A 19,419-nucleotide genomic window follows, 5' to 3' on the forward strand; every position below is an offset into this window, starting at 1 on the left:
CGATGCGTTTTGCCCTGCCGTCCGCGTTCCTCGCTCCCCTGGCAGCCACCGCCTTCCTCGCAACCACGGCTCTCGCGCACGGCCCGACGCCGCAGAAGGTGGACCAGTCCTTCGCCATCGCGGCAAAGCCCGATGCCGTCTGGGCCGTGGTCGGCGACTTCGCCGGCATCTCGAACTGGCATCCGGACGTGGCGAAAAGCGTCGGCACCGGCGGCAACGCCTCGGGCGGTCGTCGTACATTGACCTTGAAGAACGGCGGCACCCTCGATGAAGGCCTCGACGAGTGGGACGCGGCCAAGCGCAGCTATTCCTACCGCCTCGGCGATGCCGACCTGAAGGCGCTGCCGGTCTCCTCCTACTCGGCGACGATCACCGTCTCACCGGACGGCGAGGGCTCGAAGGTCGAGTGGCTCGGCCGCTTTTATCGCGGCGACACCGGAAACGAGCCGCCGGAGGAGCTCAGCGATGCCGCCGGCAAGGATGCGATGAACCTCTATTTCAGCAACGGGCTCAAGGGTCTGAAGGCGCGCCTGGAGGGCAAGACGGCGCGATGAGACCTTTGCGCCCGATGCTCCTTGCCGGTCTCGTCCTGACGCTTTCCAACCCTCGGGTGGAGGCCGGGCCCGTCTATGTGGCGAGCCAGGGAGCCGGGACGCTGAGCCGCATCGAGGCCGGGGCCACCACGGTCGCGGCCACCATCGCGGTGGGGCAGGGGATCGCGCAGGTGGCGGCCGGACCGAACGGCCGCCTCTACCTGAGTCAACCGGACCACGCGGGGATCGACGTGGTCGACGGGCGAACCCGTGTCGTCCTGCGGCGCCTGCCGTTTCCCGGACAGGCCTTCGGCATCGCCGCCCCGGCGGATGGCGAGAGCCTCTTCGTCGGCGACTGGGCCGGGGGACGGGTGGTCCGCCTCTCCGCATCGACGGGCGCCGTCGAGGGCGACTGCCCCGTGGGCAAGGACCCGGCCGGCCTCGTCCTCGACCGCAAGGGCCGGCTCTACGTGGCCGACCGCGAGAGCAGGCAGGTCAGCGTCATCGACACCGCGCGCATGGAGCGGGTGGCGACGGTGCCGGTGGGCGAGGGGCCGTTCGCCCTCGGGCTGAGCCCGGACGAAGGCAGGCTCTACGTGGGCAATGTGCGCAGCGGCGACCTGAGCGTCGTCGACACGGGCAGCTTGACGGTGACGGCCACCGTAAAGATCGGCGGGATGCCCTACGGCGTCGCGACCAGCGAGGATGGCAGCCTCGTCCTCGTCACCAACCAGCAGGCGGGCACCGTAGCGGTGCTCGACTCGGGCAGCCTCGGCCTCAAGGCGACGATCCCGGTCGGGCGCTACCCCGAAGGGATCGCCGTCGATGGGGCCTTCGCCTATGTGGCGAACTGGTTCTCGGATTCGGTCTCGGTCATCGACCTGAAATCGTCGAAGGAAACCGCCCGCATCCCCGTGGCGGAGGGGCCACGCAGCCTCGCCGTCGGCTCGAACCCGGAGGCGGTGCGATGAAACGGGTCACGCGCGCGATCCTGTGCCTCCCCCTCGCCCTCACGGCCTGCGACAAGGGTGACGAGGCCGGCGGCGAGGCCGCGAGCACCGAGGATCAGGCCCTCGTCGCCACGAAATCCGACGCCGACGTTCCGGCTTGGCTTTCGCATACGGACCCGACCGAGCCGGCCCGGTGGCTCGCGAGCCGCGAGATCGGCAGGCCCGCCGCGGAGGTGGGCTCGCAGACAGAGCATCTCCGCCACAGCCTCGCTCGCGCCAAGGAGGTCTTCATCGAGGATCCGCGCATGATGGCCAACCGCATCGTCCAGCTCGGCGAGATGCTGGCCGAGGCGGGAAAGCCCGAACCCTATGCCGATCTACTCGACGGGCTGGAGGAGGTCGCCGCCGCCACCCACCGCAAGCAGCTCTTCGGCGAGATGTGCCAGCACTATTACAACACCCGCCAGCAGGGAGCCGACCGGGCGACGGCGCTGGCGAGGCTGAAGGAGCGTTACTCGCTCCAGGGTGAGGGACGAGCCCCCCGTGAACGGGAGAACCGGCAATGACGGCCGTCCTCGTCGTGGACGATCATCCCGTGGTCCTGCGCGGCTTCCGGCGCCTCATGGAGGATGCGGGCGTCGAGACGATCCATGAGGCCACCGACATCATGTCCGCCTACCGGATCTTCCACCGCCTGCGCCCGCAGATGGTAGTCGCCGACCTGAGTTTGCAGGGCGAGGGATTGTCCGGCCTCTCGCTGATCCGGCGCATCCATAATCTCGCGCGGGACACGCGGATCCTCGCCTTCAGCATGCACAACGACCCGATCATCGTCTCGCGCGCCTTGGAAAGCGGCGCCATCGGATACGTCTTCAAGGATGTTCGGACAGCGGAATTCCTCAAGGCCTTCGAAGCGGTACGCGCCGGGCGTAGCTACCTCGATCACGACCTCGCCGTGGAGATTGCAGTGCTGCAGGCCGGAGCCCGTCGCTCGCCCCTGGCTGATCTGAGCAGTCGCGAGCGCGAAATCCTTTCGCTCCTCAGCCGCGGCACCTCGTATCAAAGCATCGCCGACGCGCTATCTATCAAGTACCGAACGGTTCTCAACACCTGCTCCGCCATGCGTCAGAAGCTCGGTGTCAGCACGCTGGCAGACCTCATTCGTATCGCGGTAGATCAGGAAAATCGATTGCGCTGAACGATGGCCTGAGACCCATGCAGCGCGACGATCCTTCGCCCTTGGCGAAGGAACGGTCAGCGATATCCGAATTGCGAACCACTCCAATTCGAGAGCACTGTCCCCTCCGACGATACCGGGCAACCGCTTTTCACAGCCCGAGCGGAGCGTTCCCGGCAGATGCAGGCGGCGACCACCCTGACAGGCGATTGGACGATGGTCGTGACCGCGCTGTTGCTCGCCGTCTGCATGGGTCTGTGGGCAAGTGGCATCGTGGCCGAAGTGGTAACGGCGATGATTTTCTTCGCCGCAGCCATGCTTTTCAAGCTCGCTCCTGCAGCGACGGTCTTTTCTGGCTTCTCATCATCCGCTTTCTGGCTCGTTCTGAGCGGGATGGTAGTCGGTCTCGCGATCACCCGGACAGGCCTTGGCACTCGCTTGGCGCGAAGCCTCGCGGGCCGGCTGACCGGATCCTATACCGGCTTTGTAGCGGTCATCGTCACCCTGTCGTTTGCCCTTGCCTTCGTCATGCCGTCCAATCTCGGGCGCATCGCCCTGTTGATCCCGGTGGTTCTGGCCCTTTGTGATGCATTCGGCCTGGAGCCTGGCCGCCCCGGGCGAAACGGCGCGGTCCTCGCCGTAGCCCTGGCGACACCATTGCTCTCAGCGGCGATCCTCCCCGCCAACGTCCCCAACCTGGTCATGGCTGGCACGGCGGAGACCCAATACGGCCTGCATGTCGGCTACCTGCCCTATCTGCTGCTCCACGCGCCGATCCTCGCCGGTGTGAAGGGGATCCTTCTGGTGGCTGTCATCGTGCGCCTTTTTCCAGACCGGATGAGCCCAGCCACCATCGGTATCGGCGAGACAGGACCAGCTTTTTCCGCGCCGGAAGTGCGATTGACGATCATCCTGGCACTGACGCTGGGTTTCTGGGTGACGGACAGCCTTCACCATATCGCCCCGGCCTGGATCGGGCTGATCGCAGCAGTGATCTGCCTCCTGCCGCGCGTCGGCGTCCTTCCGGCGGAAGCCTTTGGCGCAGTGAACCTGAGAACCTGCTTCTACGTGGCCGCTCTCCTCGGGCTGGTCGCCGTGATCAATGAGACGGGTCTCGGCGCTCGGTTAGGCCATGTCCTACTTGCCGTAGCTCCGCTGGAACACGGAGCATCGGCACAGAATTTCGGCGTGCTGACGATCGTTGCGGCGCTCTTTGCCATCGCCGTCACAGCCAACGGCGCTCCCGCCCTCTACACGGCCTTGGCCGGTGAGATGTCCCGCGCGAGCGGTCTGGACCTCGCGAGCGTGGTGATGATCCAGGTCGTCGGATACTCGACCCTGTTCCTTCCCTACCAGGCTCCGCCCATCGTGATGGCAATGGATCTCGGCCGGGTACCGCTCCGATCGGCGACCATTCTGACACTCGTAGTCGGTCTGTCGTCACTGCTCATTGTAACGCCGCTCGACTACCTCTGGTGGCGTATTCTCGGCCATATTCCATGAGGACGAGCCGAATGACGATCATGTGAGTGTGTCACACCGCAATGCACATCTAACCGGCTTGCGCATTGGCGCATGGCCCTTACCCCTTTAGAGACGGTCCAATCTGAGCAGCATACCTGCTGGCATTGGCCCCAAAGTGCCGAGGACTTTCGCAGAATGGCCCCCACCGTCAGACCCACGATCGCGCAGCCGCTCTCGCCCTTTCTCCAGATCTACCGCTGGACCTGGACCATGGCGATGTCGGTGTTCCATCGCGTCACCGGTACCGCTCTCTACGGTGGAACCGCCCTGGTAGCAATTTGGCTTGTCGCACTTGCCTCCGGCTCGGCTGCGTACGGCTGGGTCGCTTGGTTCTTCGGCTCCATCATCGGGAAGCTGGTCCTCTTCGCCTACACCTGGATCCTGATGCACCACATGCTCGGTGGCCTGCGCCATTTCATCTGGGATTTTGGCTACGGCTTCGACCGTGAGCAGCGATTGGGTCTGGCTCGCGCGACCCTCATCGGCTCCGTGATCCTGACCGTCCTCATCTGGGCGCTCGCCCTCGTCCTGCGCTGAGGAGCGACTCCATGGTAGACAACCGTCAGAACACGAACGTGACCATGCGTACCCCGCGTGCGCGGGTGAAGGGTCTCGGCGCCTCCGGCCACGGCGCAGGGCATTTTTGGCAGCAGCGACTGACCGCCGCCTCCAACGCGCCTTTGATGCTCGGCTTTGTCGTCATCGTCGCAATGATGGCCAATCGGCCTTACCCCGAGGCGGTCGCGCTGATGTCGCACCCGCTCGTTGCACTCGTTCTTATCCTCGCCGTGATCTCGGTCACGCTCCACATGAGGATTGGCATGCAGGTCATCATCGAGGATTACGTCCACGACAAGGGACTGAAATTCTTGAGCCTGTTCGCCAACAATGCCTATGCGGTCGTCGTCGCCGTTGCCTGCCTCTACGCGATCCTGCGCGTGAGCCTCGGCAAGCTCGTCTGACCCGCCCACGAACCCGAAGGATCTGCCCATGGCCACCAACGGAACCAGCGGCAACGGTGCGCCCGCCTATTCCATCATCGACCACACCTTTGACGTGGTGATCGTCGGCGCCGGCGGGGCCGGTCTTCGCGCCACGGTGGGCTGCTCTCAGGCTGGTCTCCGCACGGCCTGCATCTCGAAGGTTTTCCCAACTCGCTCGCATACCGTGGCGGCGCAGGGGGGAATCTCTGCCTCCCTTGGTAATATGGGCGCGGACGATTGGCGCTGGCACATGTACGACACCGTGAAGGGGTCGGACTGGCTCGGCGATCAGGATGCCATCGAGTACCTAGTGCGTAATGCGCCCGCCGCCGTCTATGAACTAGAGCATTGGGGCGTCCCTTTCTCCCGCACCGAGGAAGGCAAAATCTATCAGCGCCCCTTCGGCGGCATGACCACCGATTACGGCAAAGGCACCGCACAGCGCACCTGCGCGGCGGCCGACCGCACCGGCCACGCTATGCTCCATACGCTTTATGGGCAGGCAGTGAAGAACCATACCAACTTCTTCATCGAGTACTTTGCCCTCGACCTGATCATGGACGAGGAGGGCCGTTGCCTCGGCGTCATCGCCATCGATCAGGCCTCGGGTGAAATCCACCGTTTCCGTGCCCAGATGACCATCCTGGCCACCGGCGGCTACGGACGCTCGTATTTCTCGGCAACCTCGGCCCATACCTGTACGGGTGACGGCAACGCGATGGTGCTACGCGCCGGCCTTCCATTGCAGGACATGGAATTCGTGCAGTTCCATCCTACGGGCATCTATGGCGCCGGCTGCCTCATCACCGAGGGTGCCCGCGGCGAGGGTGGCTACCTGACCAATTCCGAGGGCGAGCGCTTCATGGAGCGCTATGCTCCAAGCGCGAAGGACCTCGCCTCGCGCGACGTGGTCTCACGCTCGATGACCATGGAGATCCGGGCCGGGCGCGGGGTCGGTAAGTCAAACGACCACATCTACCTTCATCTCGACCATCTCGACCCGGCGATTCTGCACCAGCGCCTGCCGGGCATCTCAGAATCTGCCAAAATCTTCGCAGGCGTCGACGTCACCAAGGAGCCGATCCCGGTCCTGCCGACCGTACATTACAACATGGGCGGCATCCCGACGAACTATCACGGCGAGGTACTGACCTTGAAGAACGGCAACCCCGACACGGTGGTGCCGGGCCTGATGGCGTTGGGTGAAGCTGCCTGCGTCTCGGTGCACGGCGCCAACCGTCTCGGCTCGAACTCCCTCATCGACTTGGTGGTGTTCGGCCGCGCAGCCGGCCTACGCTGCGCCGAGATCGTCGAGCCGGGCCGTCGCCAGATGGACCTGCCTAAGGATTCGGCCGACAAGGCGCTCGGTCGTCTCGACCGCTTCCGATATGCCGATGGCGGCACGCCGACGGCGGAACTGCGCGCCGAAATGCAGAAGACCATGCAGAACAACTGCGCGGTCTTCCGCACCGGCGAGGTTCTGGAAGAAGGCAAGGCTCTGATCCATAAGGTCTGGCAAGGCGAAGCCGACATCAAGATCACCGATCGCTCGCTGATCTGGAACACCGACCTGCTCGAGACGCTCGAGTTCGATAATCTGATCGGTCAAGCCGTCGTCACCATGGAATCGGCTGCCAACCGCAAGGAAAGCCGCGGCGCTCATGCTCGCGAGGACTATCCCGATCGTGACGACAAGGAATGGATGAAGCACACGCTGTCGTGGCTAGACGACAAATCTCAGCAGGTGAACATCGATTACCGTCCGGTCCACACCTACACCATGTCCAACGAGATCCAATACATCGAGCCGAAGGCTCGCGTTTACTAGGAAAGCGGCTGCGGTCGCTCCCGACGATGGTACTCACGAGACGGATTTAGGCACGCCGAACCATGGCCCAATTCAACCTACCCAAGAACTCCCGGATTACCGAGGGCAAGACCTGGCCTCGGCCGACCGGGGGCAACAACCTTCAGGAATTCCGGATCTATCGCTGGAATCCGGATGACGGCGCCAACCCGCGTGTCGACGTCTATCAAGTCGACCGCGACGATTGCGGGCCGATGGTTCTCGACGCCCTCCTGTGGATCAAGGCCAAGGTCGATTCGACGTTGGTGTTCCGCCGCTCCTGCCGTGAGGGTATCTGCGGCTCCTGCGCTATGAATATCGAGGGTCAGAACGCGCTCGCCTGCACCATGGGCATCGACGAATGCCAGGAGCATGCGAAGGGTAAGAAGACCGGCGCAGTGCGGATCTACCCGCTCCCGCACATGCCGGTCCTCAAGGATCTGGTACCCGACCTGACCAACTTTTTTGCTCAGCATGCCTCGGTCGAGCCCTGGCTCCAAACCGAGACACCGGCCCCCGAAGGTGAGTGGAAGCAGACCCCGGAGGACCGTGCCCAACTCGATGGTCTCTACGAATGTATCCTGTGCGCTTGCTGCACCACGTCCTGCCCAAGCTATTGGTGGAACGGCGACCGCTTTCTGGGTCCCGCTGCGCTTCTACAGGCCTATCGCTGGCTCATCGACAGCCGTGACGAGAACACCGGCGAGCGTCTCGACGCTCTTCACGACCCGTTCCGGCTTTATCGCTGCCATACGATCATGAATTGTGCCAATGCCTGCCCGAAAAGCCTCAATCCCGCAAAGGCCATCGCTGAGATCAAAAAGATGATGGTGTCGCGCGAAATCTGATACCTGAGCCCACGACACCGAACCGCTACCAAAGCCGAGATGCCCAACATCTCGGCTTTGGTTATTCGTAGCCCTATTTCGTGATTTTTACCGAGACCGGATCGCTTGAAGGAAAGGTCTCCTCCAAAGCTTCATCGAGTCGTTCGCTCATCTCATCCTGGTTATTACCGGGATTCGTCTTGTCACCGCCGCGCGCCGGGTCAACGCGAGGTTTCTCGTCGGCATCGGACGTGGCTTTTGGCTTCGGGTCGGACATCAGCGTCTCCTGGTGCTTGCCCGGTCATCACCGGGGTTGCGCATTCACCTCGACAAACGCGGATGGAACGACGCCCGATCCCTTTCATCGCTGGCGGTACAGCGGCTCGTCTGTGCGACGGTGGCGTTTACCGGAAATGAGTCGATCATCGCTACCTTGGCCATACCGGCCGGAGCCTCATGGGATCCTCGAGCTGGCCGAGGGATCGGGCGCGCCATGCATATCGTGATCCTCGCCGAGTTCGCCGTAGCGAGTGGCGGTGCTGAAAAGGTGGCGGTCGAATCTGCGCACGGCCTCGCTAGGGCGGGGATCGACATTACATACATCCAAGCCATCGACGGCGCGGCGGATCCGTTACTCGATCATCCGAACATCCGGCACATTACCCTCGGCAATGCAGACATCTGGAGTCGCCCCCCTATGGAGGCGGCCTTGTCTGGCCTTTGGAATTGGCAATCCGCCGCACGCTTGCGCTCCATACTTCGCAGCCTCCCGAGGCCAGCAGACGTTATCCACCTGCATCAATGGACCCGGAGCCTTTCACCCAGCGTGTTCCCTGTCTTATTCGACAGCGGCGTCCCCGTGGCGGTGACGTTGCACGATTACTTTCTTTCCTGCCCCAACGGCGTCTATTACCGGTTCGACCAGGATCGCCCATGTGGACTGAAGCCACTCTCAAAGTCCTGTGTCGTAGCGCCTTGCGATCCAAGAAGCCGCTTTCACAAGGCCATCCGGGTAGGGCGAAGCGTCGTTCAAAGCCGTGCCTTGCGACGGCGCCATCTCGATCTGGTCCATGTCTGCGATGCCAGCCTCCGCCGCGCTGACGATCTGCAAGGCTCGTTCTCCGTGACGCATCATCGGGTCGACAATCCCGTCCGGGTGGAAAGGGGAGTACGGGCCAACCCGGCTGGGGCGGCAGCTATTGCCTATGTAGGTCGCCTGACGCGCGAGAAAGGCGCGGACCTCGTCGCCGAGGCAGCACGCGATGCCGGCATGCCGGCCCTCTTCATCGGAACTGGACCATTAGAGACGGAACTGAGCGTGCAGCCGCATGTGGAAATGCTGGGATGGCGCTCTCCCGACGAGGTATGGACCATCCTTGCTCAACGTGCGCGTGCCGTGGCCGCGCCGTCCCGGTGGTACGAGACGGGACCTCTCACCGTCTACGAGGCTTTGGCGACCGGGCTTCCTGTCATCGCGTCAGACCGCTCCGGTGCCGCCGAGAAAGTCGTCAACGGCGTTACCGGTTATGTAGTCGCACCGGAGCGGACAACGCTCGCGGCGGCTTTCCGAAATCTCGACGCGATGACAGCGGAGACGCTCGGGCGTTCCGCTCACGCTAGATATTGGAACGCGCCGATGTCGATCGACGCCCATGCCGATGCACTTGTCCGCCTCTATCGAAGGATCACCCGAAACGTATCGCCTGCAACGCCCGATGTCTTAGAAACACCAAGTCATCGATAGCTGCAGAAAACCTGTGCGTCGGCTCCCACGTGAGATCCATCGAAAAGGATCATCCTCAAGCCCAACATGCTCAACACAGCCGCCAATGAATCGTTACTGCGGACGTCATATTTCACAATGCCTGACTTGCTGGCCTACATTGCATGCTCAAATCCTTCGGCATCCCGCTAATTTGAATCCAACACCGGGATGGCACTGCTACCGGTGGGCTCCGCTAAACGCCCCATCTTGACTTCCATATTGCAGCGCAACATATCGATAGTGCGGCGCGTCATCCCGTGTCGCCACCGCTCATTCAGAGAGGAACGACATGAACGCGCCAACCTACGGGATTCCTGCCGAGCTTCGCGACTTCGCGGAGAAGAGCGTCAGTCAGGCCCGGACTGCCGTGAGCAGTCTGCTCGGCACGGTCGTCAAATCCGCCGAACAGCTTCAGACATCGTCCAACACGGTGCATGAGACGATCCAGTCCGTGATCGCCAAGGGCCTTGACCAAGTCCAGGCGAATGCAAGCTCGACGTTCGACTTCGCTCAAAAGCTGGTGCGTACCCGCGACGTGAAGGAAGCGTTCGAGTTGCAGAGCGCGTTCCTGCACAGCCAGATTGCCGTGATTCAGACCCAGGCCAAGGATCTCGGCGCCCTGGCGCAGAAAGCGACCAAAGGCGCCTGAATTTGCCTCCATGCGCGGACTGGCCGATTGCCGGTTCGCGCGCAAACCGGAGAAGCGGTATGGTGTCGGCGCAGTAAATGCGGTCCAACTGGAGTTCCGGCATGAACCGCGGAGGGTGCCGGCCGGTACCTGGCGATGCATGTCCGACGATGGATGAAGGGGACGCGAATCATGGCAATACGCCGACCAGCACGCTCCGTAGAGCGCCCCAAAAGTAAAGCCAATCGATCGACCCAGCCTGCCAATGCGGACGCCGCTCCGACGACAGCCGAAGCGCCGGATATCGTAACGAAGTCGCTCGAGGTGGCTCCGACCTATCAATCGTCGAGTATCGATTCTGCCTTGGTCGGGGCATCTCTGCCTGACGGCTCTACCCCGGTCATCGCGCCCCTGTTGGAGACCGTGTCTTCAGATGCTTTGACGGCCGGACAGTCTGTGACGGAGCTCCATTCCGGCATAGCAGAGACGCTCGCGGAGGATGGGGCATCCGAAGTCCACGCGCCTGCCGCCGTAAACGTATCCAACGCCGCGCAAGATGATGCGCCAGGACATGCCGGCGATGGCGAGGCGCGAACGGAGCACGAGGAGGAACTCGCATCTCTCCTGCCTGCCGAGATTGAGAGTGCGATCGCCTCGGCGAAAGATCTTGCCGCGCAGTCGCCAACCATTGAGACCCCCTCGGCATTGAAGGAAATAACCGCCGCCAACGATACGCTGGCGACCTATGTCCGCAACGAGAGCATTGCCACTCTTGCGCATTGGCGTGCCTTATCGGCGGCAAAGAACCCCGCTGATGCTCTCCGTCTCCAAGTGAATGAAATGCAACGGGCAGCCGATGCCTCTCTCAGCTGCATTGCGAGTCTTGCCCGCCGCGCGGGCCGCATCGCCGACACGCTTCGACGCCCCGGACACCCCTCGCGCTGACGCCCCGGCGCGTCTAGATATCTCGGATTCCGCAGCGGCTCCGCTGTCTGCGCCTACCATCCGGGAGATCGCGATGATTCATCGGCCGCTGCTCGCCTGCCTCGTCACGGCGTCCATCGTCGTCTCGCCAAACGCTCAAGCGCAGATGATGAAGACGCCGGAAACGCACGTTCCGGCCAAGATCGTTCCCGGCTCGAAGGGCGAAGTCCATCTTTCTTTCGCGCCGGTGGTGAAGCGAGCCGCTCCCTCGGTGGTCAATGTCTACGCGTCGCATGTGGAGCAACGGGGCACGTCGCGAAGCGCCATGGACGAGTTCATGCGCCGGTTCTTCGGCGAGCAAGGCTCTGGTCGTGGCCAGGGCATGCCGGGCGAGCGGGCACAGAAATCCTTGGGGTCCGGCGTCATCGTGGATGAATCTGGGCTCGTCATCACCAACAACCACGTCATCGATAACATGAATGAGGTTCGTGTCTCGCTCTCCGACCGAAGGGAGTTCGAGGCCAGTATCGTCTTGCGCGATCCCCGCACTGACCTTGCCGTCATCAAGATCAAGAGCCCCGTTGGCGGACTCGTGCCAATGCCGATGGGGGATTCCGAGGCGCTGGAGGTCGGCGACTTCGTGATGGCGATCGGCAACCCGTTCGGCGTCGGCCAGACAGTGACGCAGGGCATCGTCTCGGCCGTGGCGCGTACCCAGGTCGGGTCTTCGGACTACCAATTCTTCATTCAGACCGATGCGGCGATCAACCCGGGCAATTCCGGCGGCGCTCTCGTTGACCTGCAAGGGCAGCTCGTCGGCATCAATACGGCGATCTACTCACAATCCGGCGGAAGCCACGGTATAGGCTTTGCCATCCCCACAAGCATGGTTCGCGCCGTGGTCGAGACAGCCAAGGGTGGTGCCACGACGGTACGCCGCCCGTGGCTTGGGGCGCGGGTGCAGAACGTGACACCGGACATCGCCGAGAGCATGGGCCTCGACCATCCGACCGGAGTCTTGGTGGCGAGCCTGCAGCCGAAAAGCCCGGCCGAAGAGGCCGGGCTGAAGCGCGGTGACCTGATCCTCACGGTGGACGACAAAGTCGTCGATGATCCGGAAGCCTTTGGTTACCGCTTTGCCCTGAAGGGAATCAGCGGAAGTGCCAAGTTCGGCATCCTGCGCGGCACCTCCCGCTCCACGATTTCGGTCAAACTCGCCTCGGCTCCAGAGACACGACCACGCGAGGCGGTGAAGCTGCGCACTCGCTCGCCCATGTTCGGCGCCACCCTGGTCAACACTTCGCCGGCCGTCGCGGAAGAATTGCAGAAGGATTTCGCCTCCGAGGGAGTAGCGGTCTCGTCCGTAGAGGAAGGGTCCATCGCGGCTCGCAACGGACTCCAGGTCGGAGACGTGGTCGTGGCGATCAACGGAGCCCCAGTGACCGCCACGAAAGATCTCGAGCGCCTGATCCGGACCAATCCCGGCATTTGGGAGATTACGATTAATCGCGGCGGCACAGTGTTGACCTCGGTGTTCGGAGGCTAGAGGCCTCATTCAGTCCGCGCAGCCGGTATCCTCGGGCACCGGGCTCCGGAGGCGTGCCCTGGCGAATTAAACGTTGGTCATAGGAGGCCGGGATCGCGTGTGATTCGCTGGATGCCCATATGAGGAAGACGTGCGAGGCGCCGATCCGATCTTTGCTCGGCATCCTAACTGTTAGGCAGGACGGCAAGTCCACCGAAACGCGGGGACGAGGTCATTTCCAGATTGCGGGATGGCGCAGCCCGCGTCTTCTATGCGTCGATGTCCGATCTCTTCGCCTCCGCCGGTCTGCAGAACGATGCGCCTCGCCCGCTTGCGGACCGTTTGCGTCCGCGCTCCCTCGCCGAGGTGGTGGGACAAGAGCACCTCACCGGACCGGACGGATCGCTGACCCGGCTCCTGAACGGCAAATCCTTCGGTTCACTGGTATTCTGGGGGCCGCCGGGTACCGGCAAGACCACGGTGGCCCGCCTTCTGGCCCACGAGACTGACCTCAAGTTCGAACAGATCTCGGCGATCTTTTCCGGCATCGCCGATCTGAAAAAGGTCTTCGAGGCGGCGCGCCAGCGCAGGGCGATGGGTCAGGGGACGTTGCTCTTCGTGGATGAGATCCACCGCTTCAATCGAGCTCAGCTCGACGCTTTCCTTCCCGTGATGGAAGACGGAACCGTAACGCTCGTTGGCGCCACTACCGAAAACCCTTCCTTCGAGCTCAACGCCGCGCTTCTCTCGCGCGCCCGCGTCCTGCTGTTCCGCTCGCTCGACGACGTCGCCATTGCCAAGCTACTGGTCCGGGCAGAGGAATTGACGGGGCGTTCGCTGCCACTGGACGAAGATGCGCGCGGCGTCCTCGTCCGCATGGCCGACGGTGACGGACGGGCCTGCCTCACCCTGGCGGAAGAGGTCTGGCGCTCTGCCAAGCGAGACGAGATCTTCGACGCTGCCACCTTGCAGGAGATCGTCCAGCGCCGGGCGCCGATCTACGACAAGAGCCAGGAGGGGCACTACAACCTCATCAGCGCACTGCATAAGACTGTGCGTGGTTCCGACCCCGATGCGGCGCTCTATTATCTCTGCCGCATGCTCGACGGAGGCGAGGACAGGCTTTTCATCGCAAGGCGCCTCGTGCGCATGGCCGTGGAGGATATCGGGCTCGCCGATCCGCAGGCCCTGGTCGTTGCCACCGCCGCCAAGGATGCGTTCGACTTCCTTGGCTCGCCGGAAGGGGAATTGGCGCTCGCCCAGATCACCGTCTACCTCGCCTGCGCGCCGAAATCGAACGCGGTCTACAATGCCTACAAGGCGGCGACGCGAGTGGCTAAGGAGCACGGCTCACTGCCGCCGCCCCGGACTATCCTCAACGGCTCCACCAAGCTGATGCGCAAGATCGGCTATGGCGAGGGCTACCGCTACGACCATGATGAGCCGGATGCGTTCTCGGGCCAGGATTATTGGCCCGAGGCGCTGGGCCGCCAGTATTTCTATGAGCCCACCGACCGTGGCATGGAAACCCGCTACGGCGACCGCCTTGCCCATTGGGAGGCCTTGCGAAAGCAACGTCGTGATGAGGAACGCTGACCGCGACGTCCGGTGTTAGGGCGGCGCTCCGTCAAGCAGGAAGGCCAACCATGACCACGAATGCCTATCAGAGCCTCGCCACCCGCTTCGCCCGCATCGGGGCCATCGACGATGCGGCCGGCATCCTGGGCTGGGACGCCCAGACGTTCATGCCGGACGGCGCCGCAGAGGGTCGGGCAGAACAGCTTGCGCAGTTGCGGGTCATCGCCCACGAGATTCTCACTGGCACCGAGACCGGCGACCTGATTGCGGAGGCCTCAGACGACGAGACCGGCCTCGGGACGTGGGAGCGCGCTAATCTGCGCGAGATGCGACGAGCCTGTCATCATGCGTCCGCCGTGCCGGGCGATCTCGTCGCCGCGAGCTCCAAAGCTTCGTCCCACTCCGAAATGGTATGGCGGGAAGCGCGGGCAGGATCCGATTTCGCGATGCTGGCGCCTCATCTCGCCGAGACCCTGCGGCTGCAGCGGGAGGTCGGGGAGGCGAAGGGCGCGGCCCTGGGGCTTGCTCCCTACGATGCCCTCCTCGACGGTTACGATCCCGGCATGCGCCAGGCGGCGATTGATCCGCTCTTCGCCGAGCTTCGCGCGATCCTGCCGGGATTGATTGAAGTGATCCGCGATCGTCAGGCTTCACTGCCGACACCGATCCCGCTTCCCGGGCCGTTTCCGGTGGAGGCGCAGAAGGCCCTGGGATTGACGCTGATGCGCGCCGCCGGGTTCGACTTTCATCGCGGACGGCTCGATATCAGCCTGCATCCATTCTGCGGCGGCGCCACCAACGATGTGCGCATCACCACGCGCTACGACGAGACCGATGCCACCCGCGCCCTGATGGGCGTGCTGCACGAGACCGGCCACGCGCTCTACGAGCAGGGTCGGCCGGCCACATGGCTCCACCAGCCCGTGGGGAACGCCCGGGGGATGAGCCTGCATGAAAGCCAGTCGCTGCTGATCGAGATGCAGGCCTGCCGCTCAGCCGAGTTCTGCGCTTACCTGGCACCTCGGCTGCGCGAGGCGTTCGGCGGGCAGGGAAGCGCCTGGGATGCCGACAACTTGCACCGCCTCTACACGCGAGTTGAGCCGGGCCTGATCCGAGTTGATGCCGACGAAGTGACCTATCCGGCTCACATCCTCCTCCGCTACGATCTCGAAACCGCGATGATCGCCGGTGATCTCGCAATCACCGATCTGCCGGGCGCATTCAATGAAGGCATGCGCTCGCTACTTGGTCTCGCGGTACCGAGCGACCGGCTCGGCTGCCTGCAGGACATCCACTGGCCCGGGGGCAGTTTCGGATATTTCCCGACTTATACCCTAGGCGCCATGGCGGCGGCGCAGTTCTTCCGCGCCGCTTGTGAGGACCTGCCCGGAATCCAAGCCGATCTGGCCGAGGGCGATTTTACCGCCATGCGCGGCTGGCTCGGCGAGAACGTGCACGGACGCGGCAGTTTCCTGGAGACGGACGAGTTGCTCGTTGCCACCACCGGCAAGCCCCTGGGCGCAGAAGACTACATGCGCCACCTGCGCCACCGCTATCTCGGGGAAGGCTGAACGCTCGCATCGGCTGGTTGCGAATCGGTTGCTGCGTGGCGATCCTTCGCGGGATCGGACGTCCCTCGGGGTTTGCCGCTGCCGCCATGGCGCTATGCTCACAGCCGAAACAATCGTCCGAGCCGAATCGGATCCGGGGAAAGGTTCGCTTGAATGGTCGTCATCGTCGCAGTGATCGGGATCGTGGGTGCCGTCCTGTTCTGGATCATCCGCGCGCACGGCACCGCGACGGCGCTGAGGGAGGTCAATCGTGACACGAAGGGCCTTCAGCGTCGGGCGAAATCGACCCTGGAGGACATCATCGGCACACCGCTGAAGCGAGTGCGAGACGTCAGGCTCGCGGCGGTGATCCTGATGATCCAATTGGTGCGCACGGGTAGCCCCGTCACCGCCGCCGAGACGACCAAGATCCTGGAATTCATGGATTCTCCGCTCCAGATCGATACTATCTCGGCCACGTTCGAGCGAGCGTGGACCTACACCGAGGCACGACGACCGTTCTCCCTCGTGGCAGACGAAATGCTGCCCCTGCTGCGGGACAACCTGACCGCGGCCGAGCGTCTGCATTTCATCGACATGCTTTCACAGGTCGCCAATGCCCATTCCGCCGCCAGCGAGTTGCAGCGAGAGGCAATCGTGCGGCTCAAGCGGCGGCTCACCGGCGGGAGCCCTGCGCTGAAGGCGAGCCGGGCCGGCGATTTCGAGCGCTGAGACCGGTGGACCGGGACGGGCCCAGCCTGTAGGTCGACGGCCCCCCATTCCAGCGGACCAGCGTCCGGAGATCCTACATGGCGGCCTGTGGCCTCGATTTCGGCACGTCCAACACCACGCTCGGCCTTGTGACCGAGGGACGGCCCGCCCTGCTGCGACTGGAGGGTGACCACGTGACAATTCCCAGCGCGATCTTTTTCCCGCCGGGTGGGACGCCCCTCGTCGGCCGCGCGGCCATGGCGAAGTACGTCGAGGGCACGCCGGGGCGGCTGATGCGCAGCCTGAAGTCAGTGCTCGGATCCTCGCTACTCGAGGAGACGACGCCAGTCGGGCGTGAGCGAATCCGCTTCCGCGACGTCATCGCCCGCTACCTCTTCGCTGTGAAGACGCGCGCCGAGGCGCAGGCGGGAACGGCCATCGATACTGTGGTGCACGGCCGCCCGGTCCACTTCGTCGATGGCGACCCGGAGGGTGACGCCCGCGCGGAGGATGCCCTGCGCGAGATCGCCCAGAGCATCGGCTTCCGCCACGTCTCGTTCCAATACGAACCCATCGCGGCGGCGCTCGATTACGAGCAGCAGGTGACGGGGGAGGAGATCGCGCTCATCGCTGATATCGGCGGCGGCACCTCGGATTTCTCCATCGTCCGGCTATCACCGGAGCGCCATACCAAGGTCGACCGGTCCGGCGACATCCTCGCCAATGACGGCGTACGCATCGGCGGTACCGATTTCGACCGGCGGCTCAGCCTCGGCACGGTAATGCCGCTCTTCGGGCTCGGCAGCCCGATGAACCGAGGCGACCTCGACGTGCCGAGCGGGTATTTCCACGACCTCGCCACCTGGTCGAGCATCAACCGGCTCTACAATGCCAAGACCCTCCGCGAGATCGAGGAGGTCCGCCGCGACGCGCGCCGGCCGGACCTGATCGCTCGGCTCTACACCGTGGTGGAAGCCGAACGCGGGCATTCCCTGGCGATGGAAGTCGAGGGCGCCAAGATCGCTGCCTCGGATGCCGGCCAGGGCGGCGTCGCGCTCGGCTGGGTCGAGCCGGGTCTCGCCGCCAACCTCGACCATGCCGGCCTCGTGGCGCAGACGGAAGAGCTATCTCGGCGAATCGCCGAGAGGATCGGGCGCTGCCTGAATCAGGCGGGCTTGCCGGCCGAGGGCATCGACGCCCTGTTCCTGACCGGCGGGTCCACGGGCCTGCCGCATGTCCGTGCCGCATTGGTGGCGGGCGTCCCGAATGCCAGAGTTGTGGACGGTGATACGTTCGGCTCCGTCGGGACCGGGCTGACCATCGAGGCGGGCCGCCGCGCCGGCTGAACTGCGGTTCATGCAACGTCGCGTTCTCGAAGCGCCCCATCCTCGAAGCGCTTTGCCCAGAGGGGCGAGGGTGTTACGAGCACGCGATGACCACCAGACCACCATCACGCGGCAATGCCGGACGTAAAGGTTCCGGCGCCGGCAAAGGCAGGCCGCCCGGCAGCGGCGGCAAGCCTTACCGTCCCGGCAAGCCCGGCACGTTCCGCAGGCCCGACCGCGAAGGCACTGGCCCCCGCACGAGCGCCCTCGACGCCGCCCATCGCGCGGCGCAGTTGCGCGGCGAGGCCGACAAGCGCGCGCCCTGGCGCCCCGGCGATGCCCCGGAGACGCCGTCCGATGACGAAATCCCGGTGGCCCGTGCGCCTCGGACGCGGGCGCCTCGCAATGAGGTCGTGGAGAAATCATTGGACGCGCCGCGTCCGCGCCGCGCTGGCACCAAGTCCCCGGAACCAGTGGTCGAAGGACCGACCCGGCGCGAACAGCGCGCCGCCGCCTCCGCGACTTTGGCCTCCGGCGTACAGACACTGATCGTCGAGGAAGACGAAGCCGAAATGCGGATCGACCGCTTCCTCACGACGCGTTTCCCGCAGCTACCCTTCACCCGTGTTCAAAGCATCGTCCGCAAGGGTGAGCTACGTGTGGACGGTAAGCGCGCCAAGCCGAACGACAGGCTCCTGCCGGGCATGAGCGTGCGCGTCCCCCCCCTCAAGCTCGACCCGGTGGCGGAACGGCCGCGCAGTGTCGCGCGTGACGCCACCGACGCCGACTTCCTGCGCTCGCTGATCCTCTACGAGGATGCGGACATGATGGTGCTGAACAAGCCCTTTGGCCTCGCGGTCCAGGGCGGCTCCGGCACCGTGCGCCACGTGGACGGGCTGCTGGAGGCTCTGACCGGACCGGACGGACAGAAGCCGCGCCTCGTCCACCGCCTCGACAAAGACACCGCCGGGTGCCTCATCGTCGCCAAGACACGCCTGGCTGCGGCGACCCTCGCCAAGAGCTTCCGCTCGCGGTCCGCCCGCAAGGTCTACTGGGCACTCACCGCCGGTGTCCCGCGCGTGCCTCAGGGCCGGATCTCGACCTATCTCGCCAAGGAGGAAGCCCCCGACGGCGACGCCCGAATGCGGGTAGCCCAGCACGGCGACGACGGTGCCGCCCACGCGCTCACCTATTACGCCATGGTCGACAATGCGGCGCAGAAGCTGTCCTGGCTTTCGCTGAAGCCCGTGACCGGGCGCACGCATCAGCTCCGCGCCCATGCCGCGCATATCGGCCATCCCATCGTCGGTGATCCGAAATATTTCAGCGTCGAGAACTGGGCGTTGCCGGGAGGCATCCAGAACCGGCTGCATCTCCTCGCACGTCGCATCGTCATCCCGCATCCGCGCACGCTGAAGCCGGTGGACGTCACGGCGCCCCTGCCACCGCATATGGCGCAGAGCTGGAACCTTCTGGGCTTCGACGCCTCGCGCTACGATCCCATCGTCGAGGCGCCGGAAGCGTGATCCGCTTTGGCCGCATCGGCGGAAAGCGTCCACGTATGCGCCTTGGC

The 19,419-nt window shown here is 64.3% G+C and carries 19 protein-coding genes; 18 read left to right on the plus strand and 1 reads right to left on the minus strand.

All coding sequences use genetic code 11. From position 1 onward, the window contains the following. Positions 1 to 2: 2 nt before the first annotated feature. The 9 genes from ACYQML_RS12865 (at position 3) to ACYQML_RS12905 (ending at position 7,861) form a co-directional block, all read left to right on the plus strand. On the plus strand, positions 3 to 554 hold the full coding sequence (locus tag ACYQML_RS12865; protein ID WP_461233031.1) for an SRPBCC family protein: 552 nt from the start codon (positions 3 to 5) through the stop codon (positions 552 to 554). Then, positions 551 to 1,504 (plus strand): YncE family protein, encoded by a 954-nt coding sequence (locus ACYQML_RS12870; RefSeq protein WP_461233032.1) that lies wholly within the window; start codon positions 551 to 553, stop codon positions 1,502 to 1,504. Before ACYQML_RS12865 ends, ACYQML_RS12870 begins: the two co-directional genes overlap by 4 nt. Then, a complete protein-coding gene (locus ACYQML_RS12875; RefSeq protein ID WP_461233033.1) occupies positions 1,501 to 2,049 on the plus strand; it encodes a hypothetical protein in 549 nt (182 codons plus the stop codon). The genes ACYQML_RS12870 and ACYQML_RS12875 overlap by 4 nt, the downstream gene beginning before the upstream one ends. After that, entirely contained in the window at positions 2,046 to 2,681 is a 636-nt protein-coding gene (locus ACYQML_RS12880; RefSeq protein ID WP_207410580.1) for a response regulator transcription factor, read from the plus strand. Before ACYQML_RS12875 ends, ACYQML_RS12880 begins: the two co-directional genes overlap by 4 nt. 159 nt (positions 2,682 to 2,840) lie before the next feature. After that, on the plus strand, positions 2,841 to 4,163 hold the full coding sequence (locus ACYQML_RS12885) for an SLC13 family permease (RefSeq protein WP_461233034.1): 1,323 nt from the start codon (positions 2,841 to 2,843) through the stop codon (positions 4,161 to 4,163). Positions 4,164 to 4,319: 156 nt separating this feature from the next. Next, positions 4,320 to 4,721, plus strand: coding sequence for a succinate dehydrogenase, cytochrome b556 subunit (gene sdhC / locus ACYQML_RS12890; RefSeq protein ID WP_056430365.1), 402 nt, complete (start codon positions 4,320 to 4,322; stop codon positions 4,719 to 4,721). An 11-nt stretch (positions 4,722 to 4,732) separates the two neighbouring features. Then, positions 4,733 to 5,146, plus strand: a complete 414-nt coding sequence (sdhD, locus tag ACYQML_RS12895) for a succinate dehydrogenase, hydrophobic membrane anchor protein (protein WP_311274738.1) — start codon at positions 4,733 to 4,735, stop codon at positions 5,144 to 5,146. 28 nt (positions 5,147 to 5,174) lie between these two features. Then, entirely contained in the window at positions 5,175 to 6,995 is a 1,821-nt protein-coding gene (gene sdhA / locus ACYQML_RS12900; protein WP_056430371.1) for a succinate dehydrogenase flavoprotein subunit, read from the plus strand. A gap of 62 nt (positions 6,996 to 7,057) precedes the next feature. Next, on the plus strand, positions 7,058 to 7,861 hold the full coding sequence (locus ACYQML_RS12905) for a succinate dehydrogenase iron-sulfur subunit (protein ID WP_056430374.1): 804 nt from the start codon (positions 7,058 to 7,060) through the stop codon (positions 7,859 to 7,861). Between the two features lie 73 nt (positions 7,862 to 7,934). On the opposite strand, the gene ACYQML_RS12910 is transcribed toward ACYQML_RS12905, so the two are convergent. Continuing rightward, positions 7,935 to 8,117, minus strand: coding sequence for a hypothetical protein (locus ACYQML_RS12910; RefSeq protein WP_056430377.1), 183 nt, complete (start codon positions 8,115 to 8,117; stop codon positions 7,935 to 7,937). 216 nt (positions 8,118 to 8,333) lie between these two features. Here ACYQML_RS12910 and ACYQML_RS12915 point away from each other — a divergent pair, with 216 nt between their 5' ends. The 9 genes from ACYQML_RS12915 to ACYQML_RS12955 all read left to right on the plus strand — a co-directional run bounded on the left by ACYQML_RS12915 (position 8,334) and on the right by ACYQML_RS12955 (position 19,372). Further along, complete coding sequence (locus tag ACYQML_RS12915; RefSeq protein ID WP_461233035.1) at positions 8,334 to 9,584, plus strand: glycosyltransferase; 1,251 nt, start codon at positions 8,334 to 8,336, stop codon at positions 9,582 to 9,584. Positions 9,585 to 9,894: 310 nt separating this feature from the next. Further along, a complete protein-coding gene (locus ACYQML_RS12920) occupies positions 9,895 to 10,254 on the plus strand; it encodes a phasin (RefSeq protein WP_461233036.1) in 360 nt (119 codons plus the stop codon). A 171-nt stretch (positions 10,255 to 10,425) separates the two neighbouring features. After that, positions 10,426 to 11,178, plus strand: a complete 753-nt coding sequence (locus tag ACYQML_RS12925; protein WP_461233037.1) for a hypothetical protein — start codon at positions 10,426 to 10,428, stop codon at positions 11,176 to 11,178. 73 nt (positions 11,179 to 11,251) lie between these two features. Further along, complete coding sequence (locus ACYQML_RS12930; RefSeq protein ID WP_056430390.1) at positions 11,252 to 12,703, plus strand: DegQ family serine endoprotease; 1,452 nt, start codon at positions 11,252 to 11,254, stop codon at positions 12,701 to 12,703. 258 nt (positions 12,704 to 12,961) lie between these two features. Beyond that, a complete protein-coding gene (locus ACYQML_RS12935; RefSeq protein WP_056430586.1) occupies positions 12,962 to 14,278 on the plus strand; it encodes a replication-associated recombination protein A in 1,317 nt (438 codons plus the stop codon). Between the two features lie 50 nt (positions 14,279 to 14,328). Continuing rightward, on the plus strand, positions 14,329 to 15,831 hold the full coding sequence (locus ACYQML_RS12940; RefSeq protein WP_461233038.1) for a carboxypeptidase M32: 1,503 nt from the start codon (positions 14,329 to 14,331) through the stop codon (positions 15,829 to 15,831). Positions 15,832 to 15,984: 153 nt separating this feature from the next. Continuing rightward, positions 15,985 to 16,542, plus strand: a complete 558-nt coding sequence (locus ACYQML_RS12945) for a tellurite resistance TerB family protein (protein WP_461233039.1) — start codon at positions 15,985 to 15,987, stop codon at positions 16,540 to 16,542. A gap of 77 nt (positions 16,543 to 16,619) precedes the next feature. Then, the gene (locus ACYQML_RS12950) at positions 16,620 to 17,867 is read left to right on the plus strand and encodes an Hsp70 family protein (RefSeq protein ID WP_461233040.1); all 1,248 of its coding nucleotides are present in this window, start codon (positions 16,620 to 16,622) and stop codon (positions 17,865 to 17,867) included. 86 nt (positions 17,868 to 17,953) lie between these two features. Then, a complete protein-coding gene (locus ACYQML_RS12955; RefSeq protein WP_207410565.1) occupies positions 17,954 to 19,372 on the plus strand; it encodes an RluA family pseudouridine synthase in 1,419 nt (472 codons plus the stop codon). Positions 19,373 to 19,419: the final 47 nt, after the last annotated feature.

It is taken from the genome of Methylobacterium sp. CM6244, assembly GCF_054817885.1.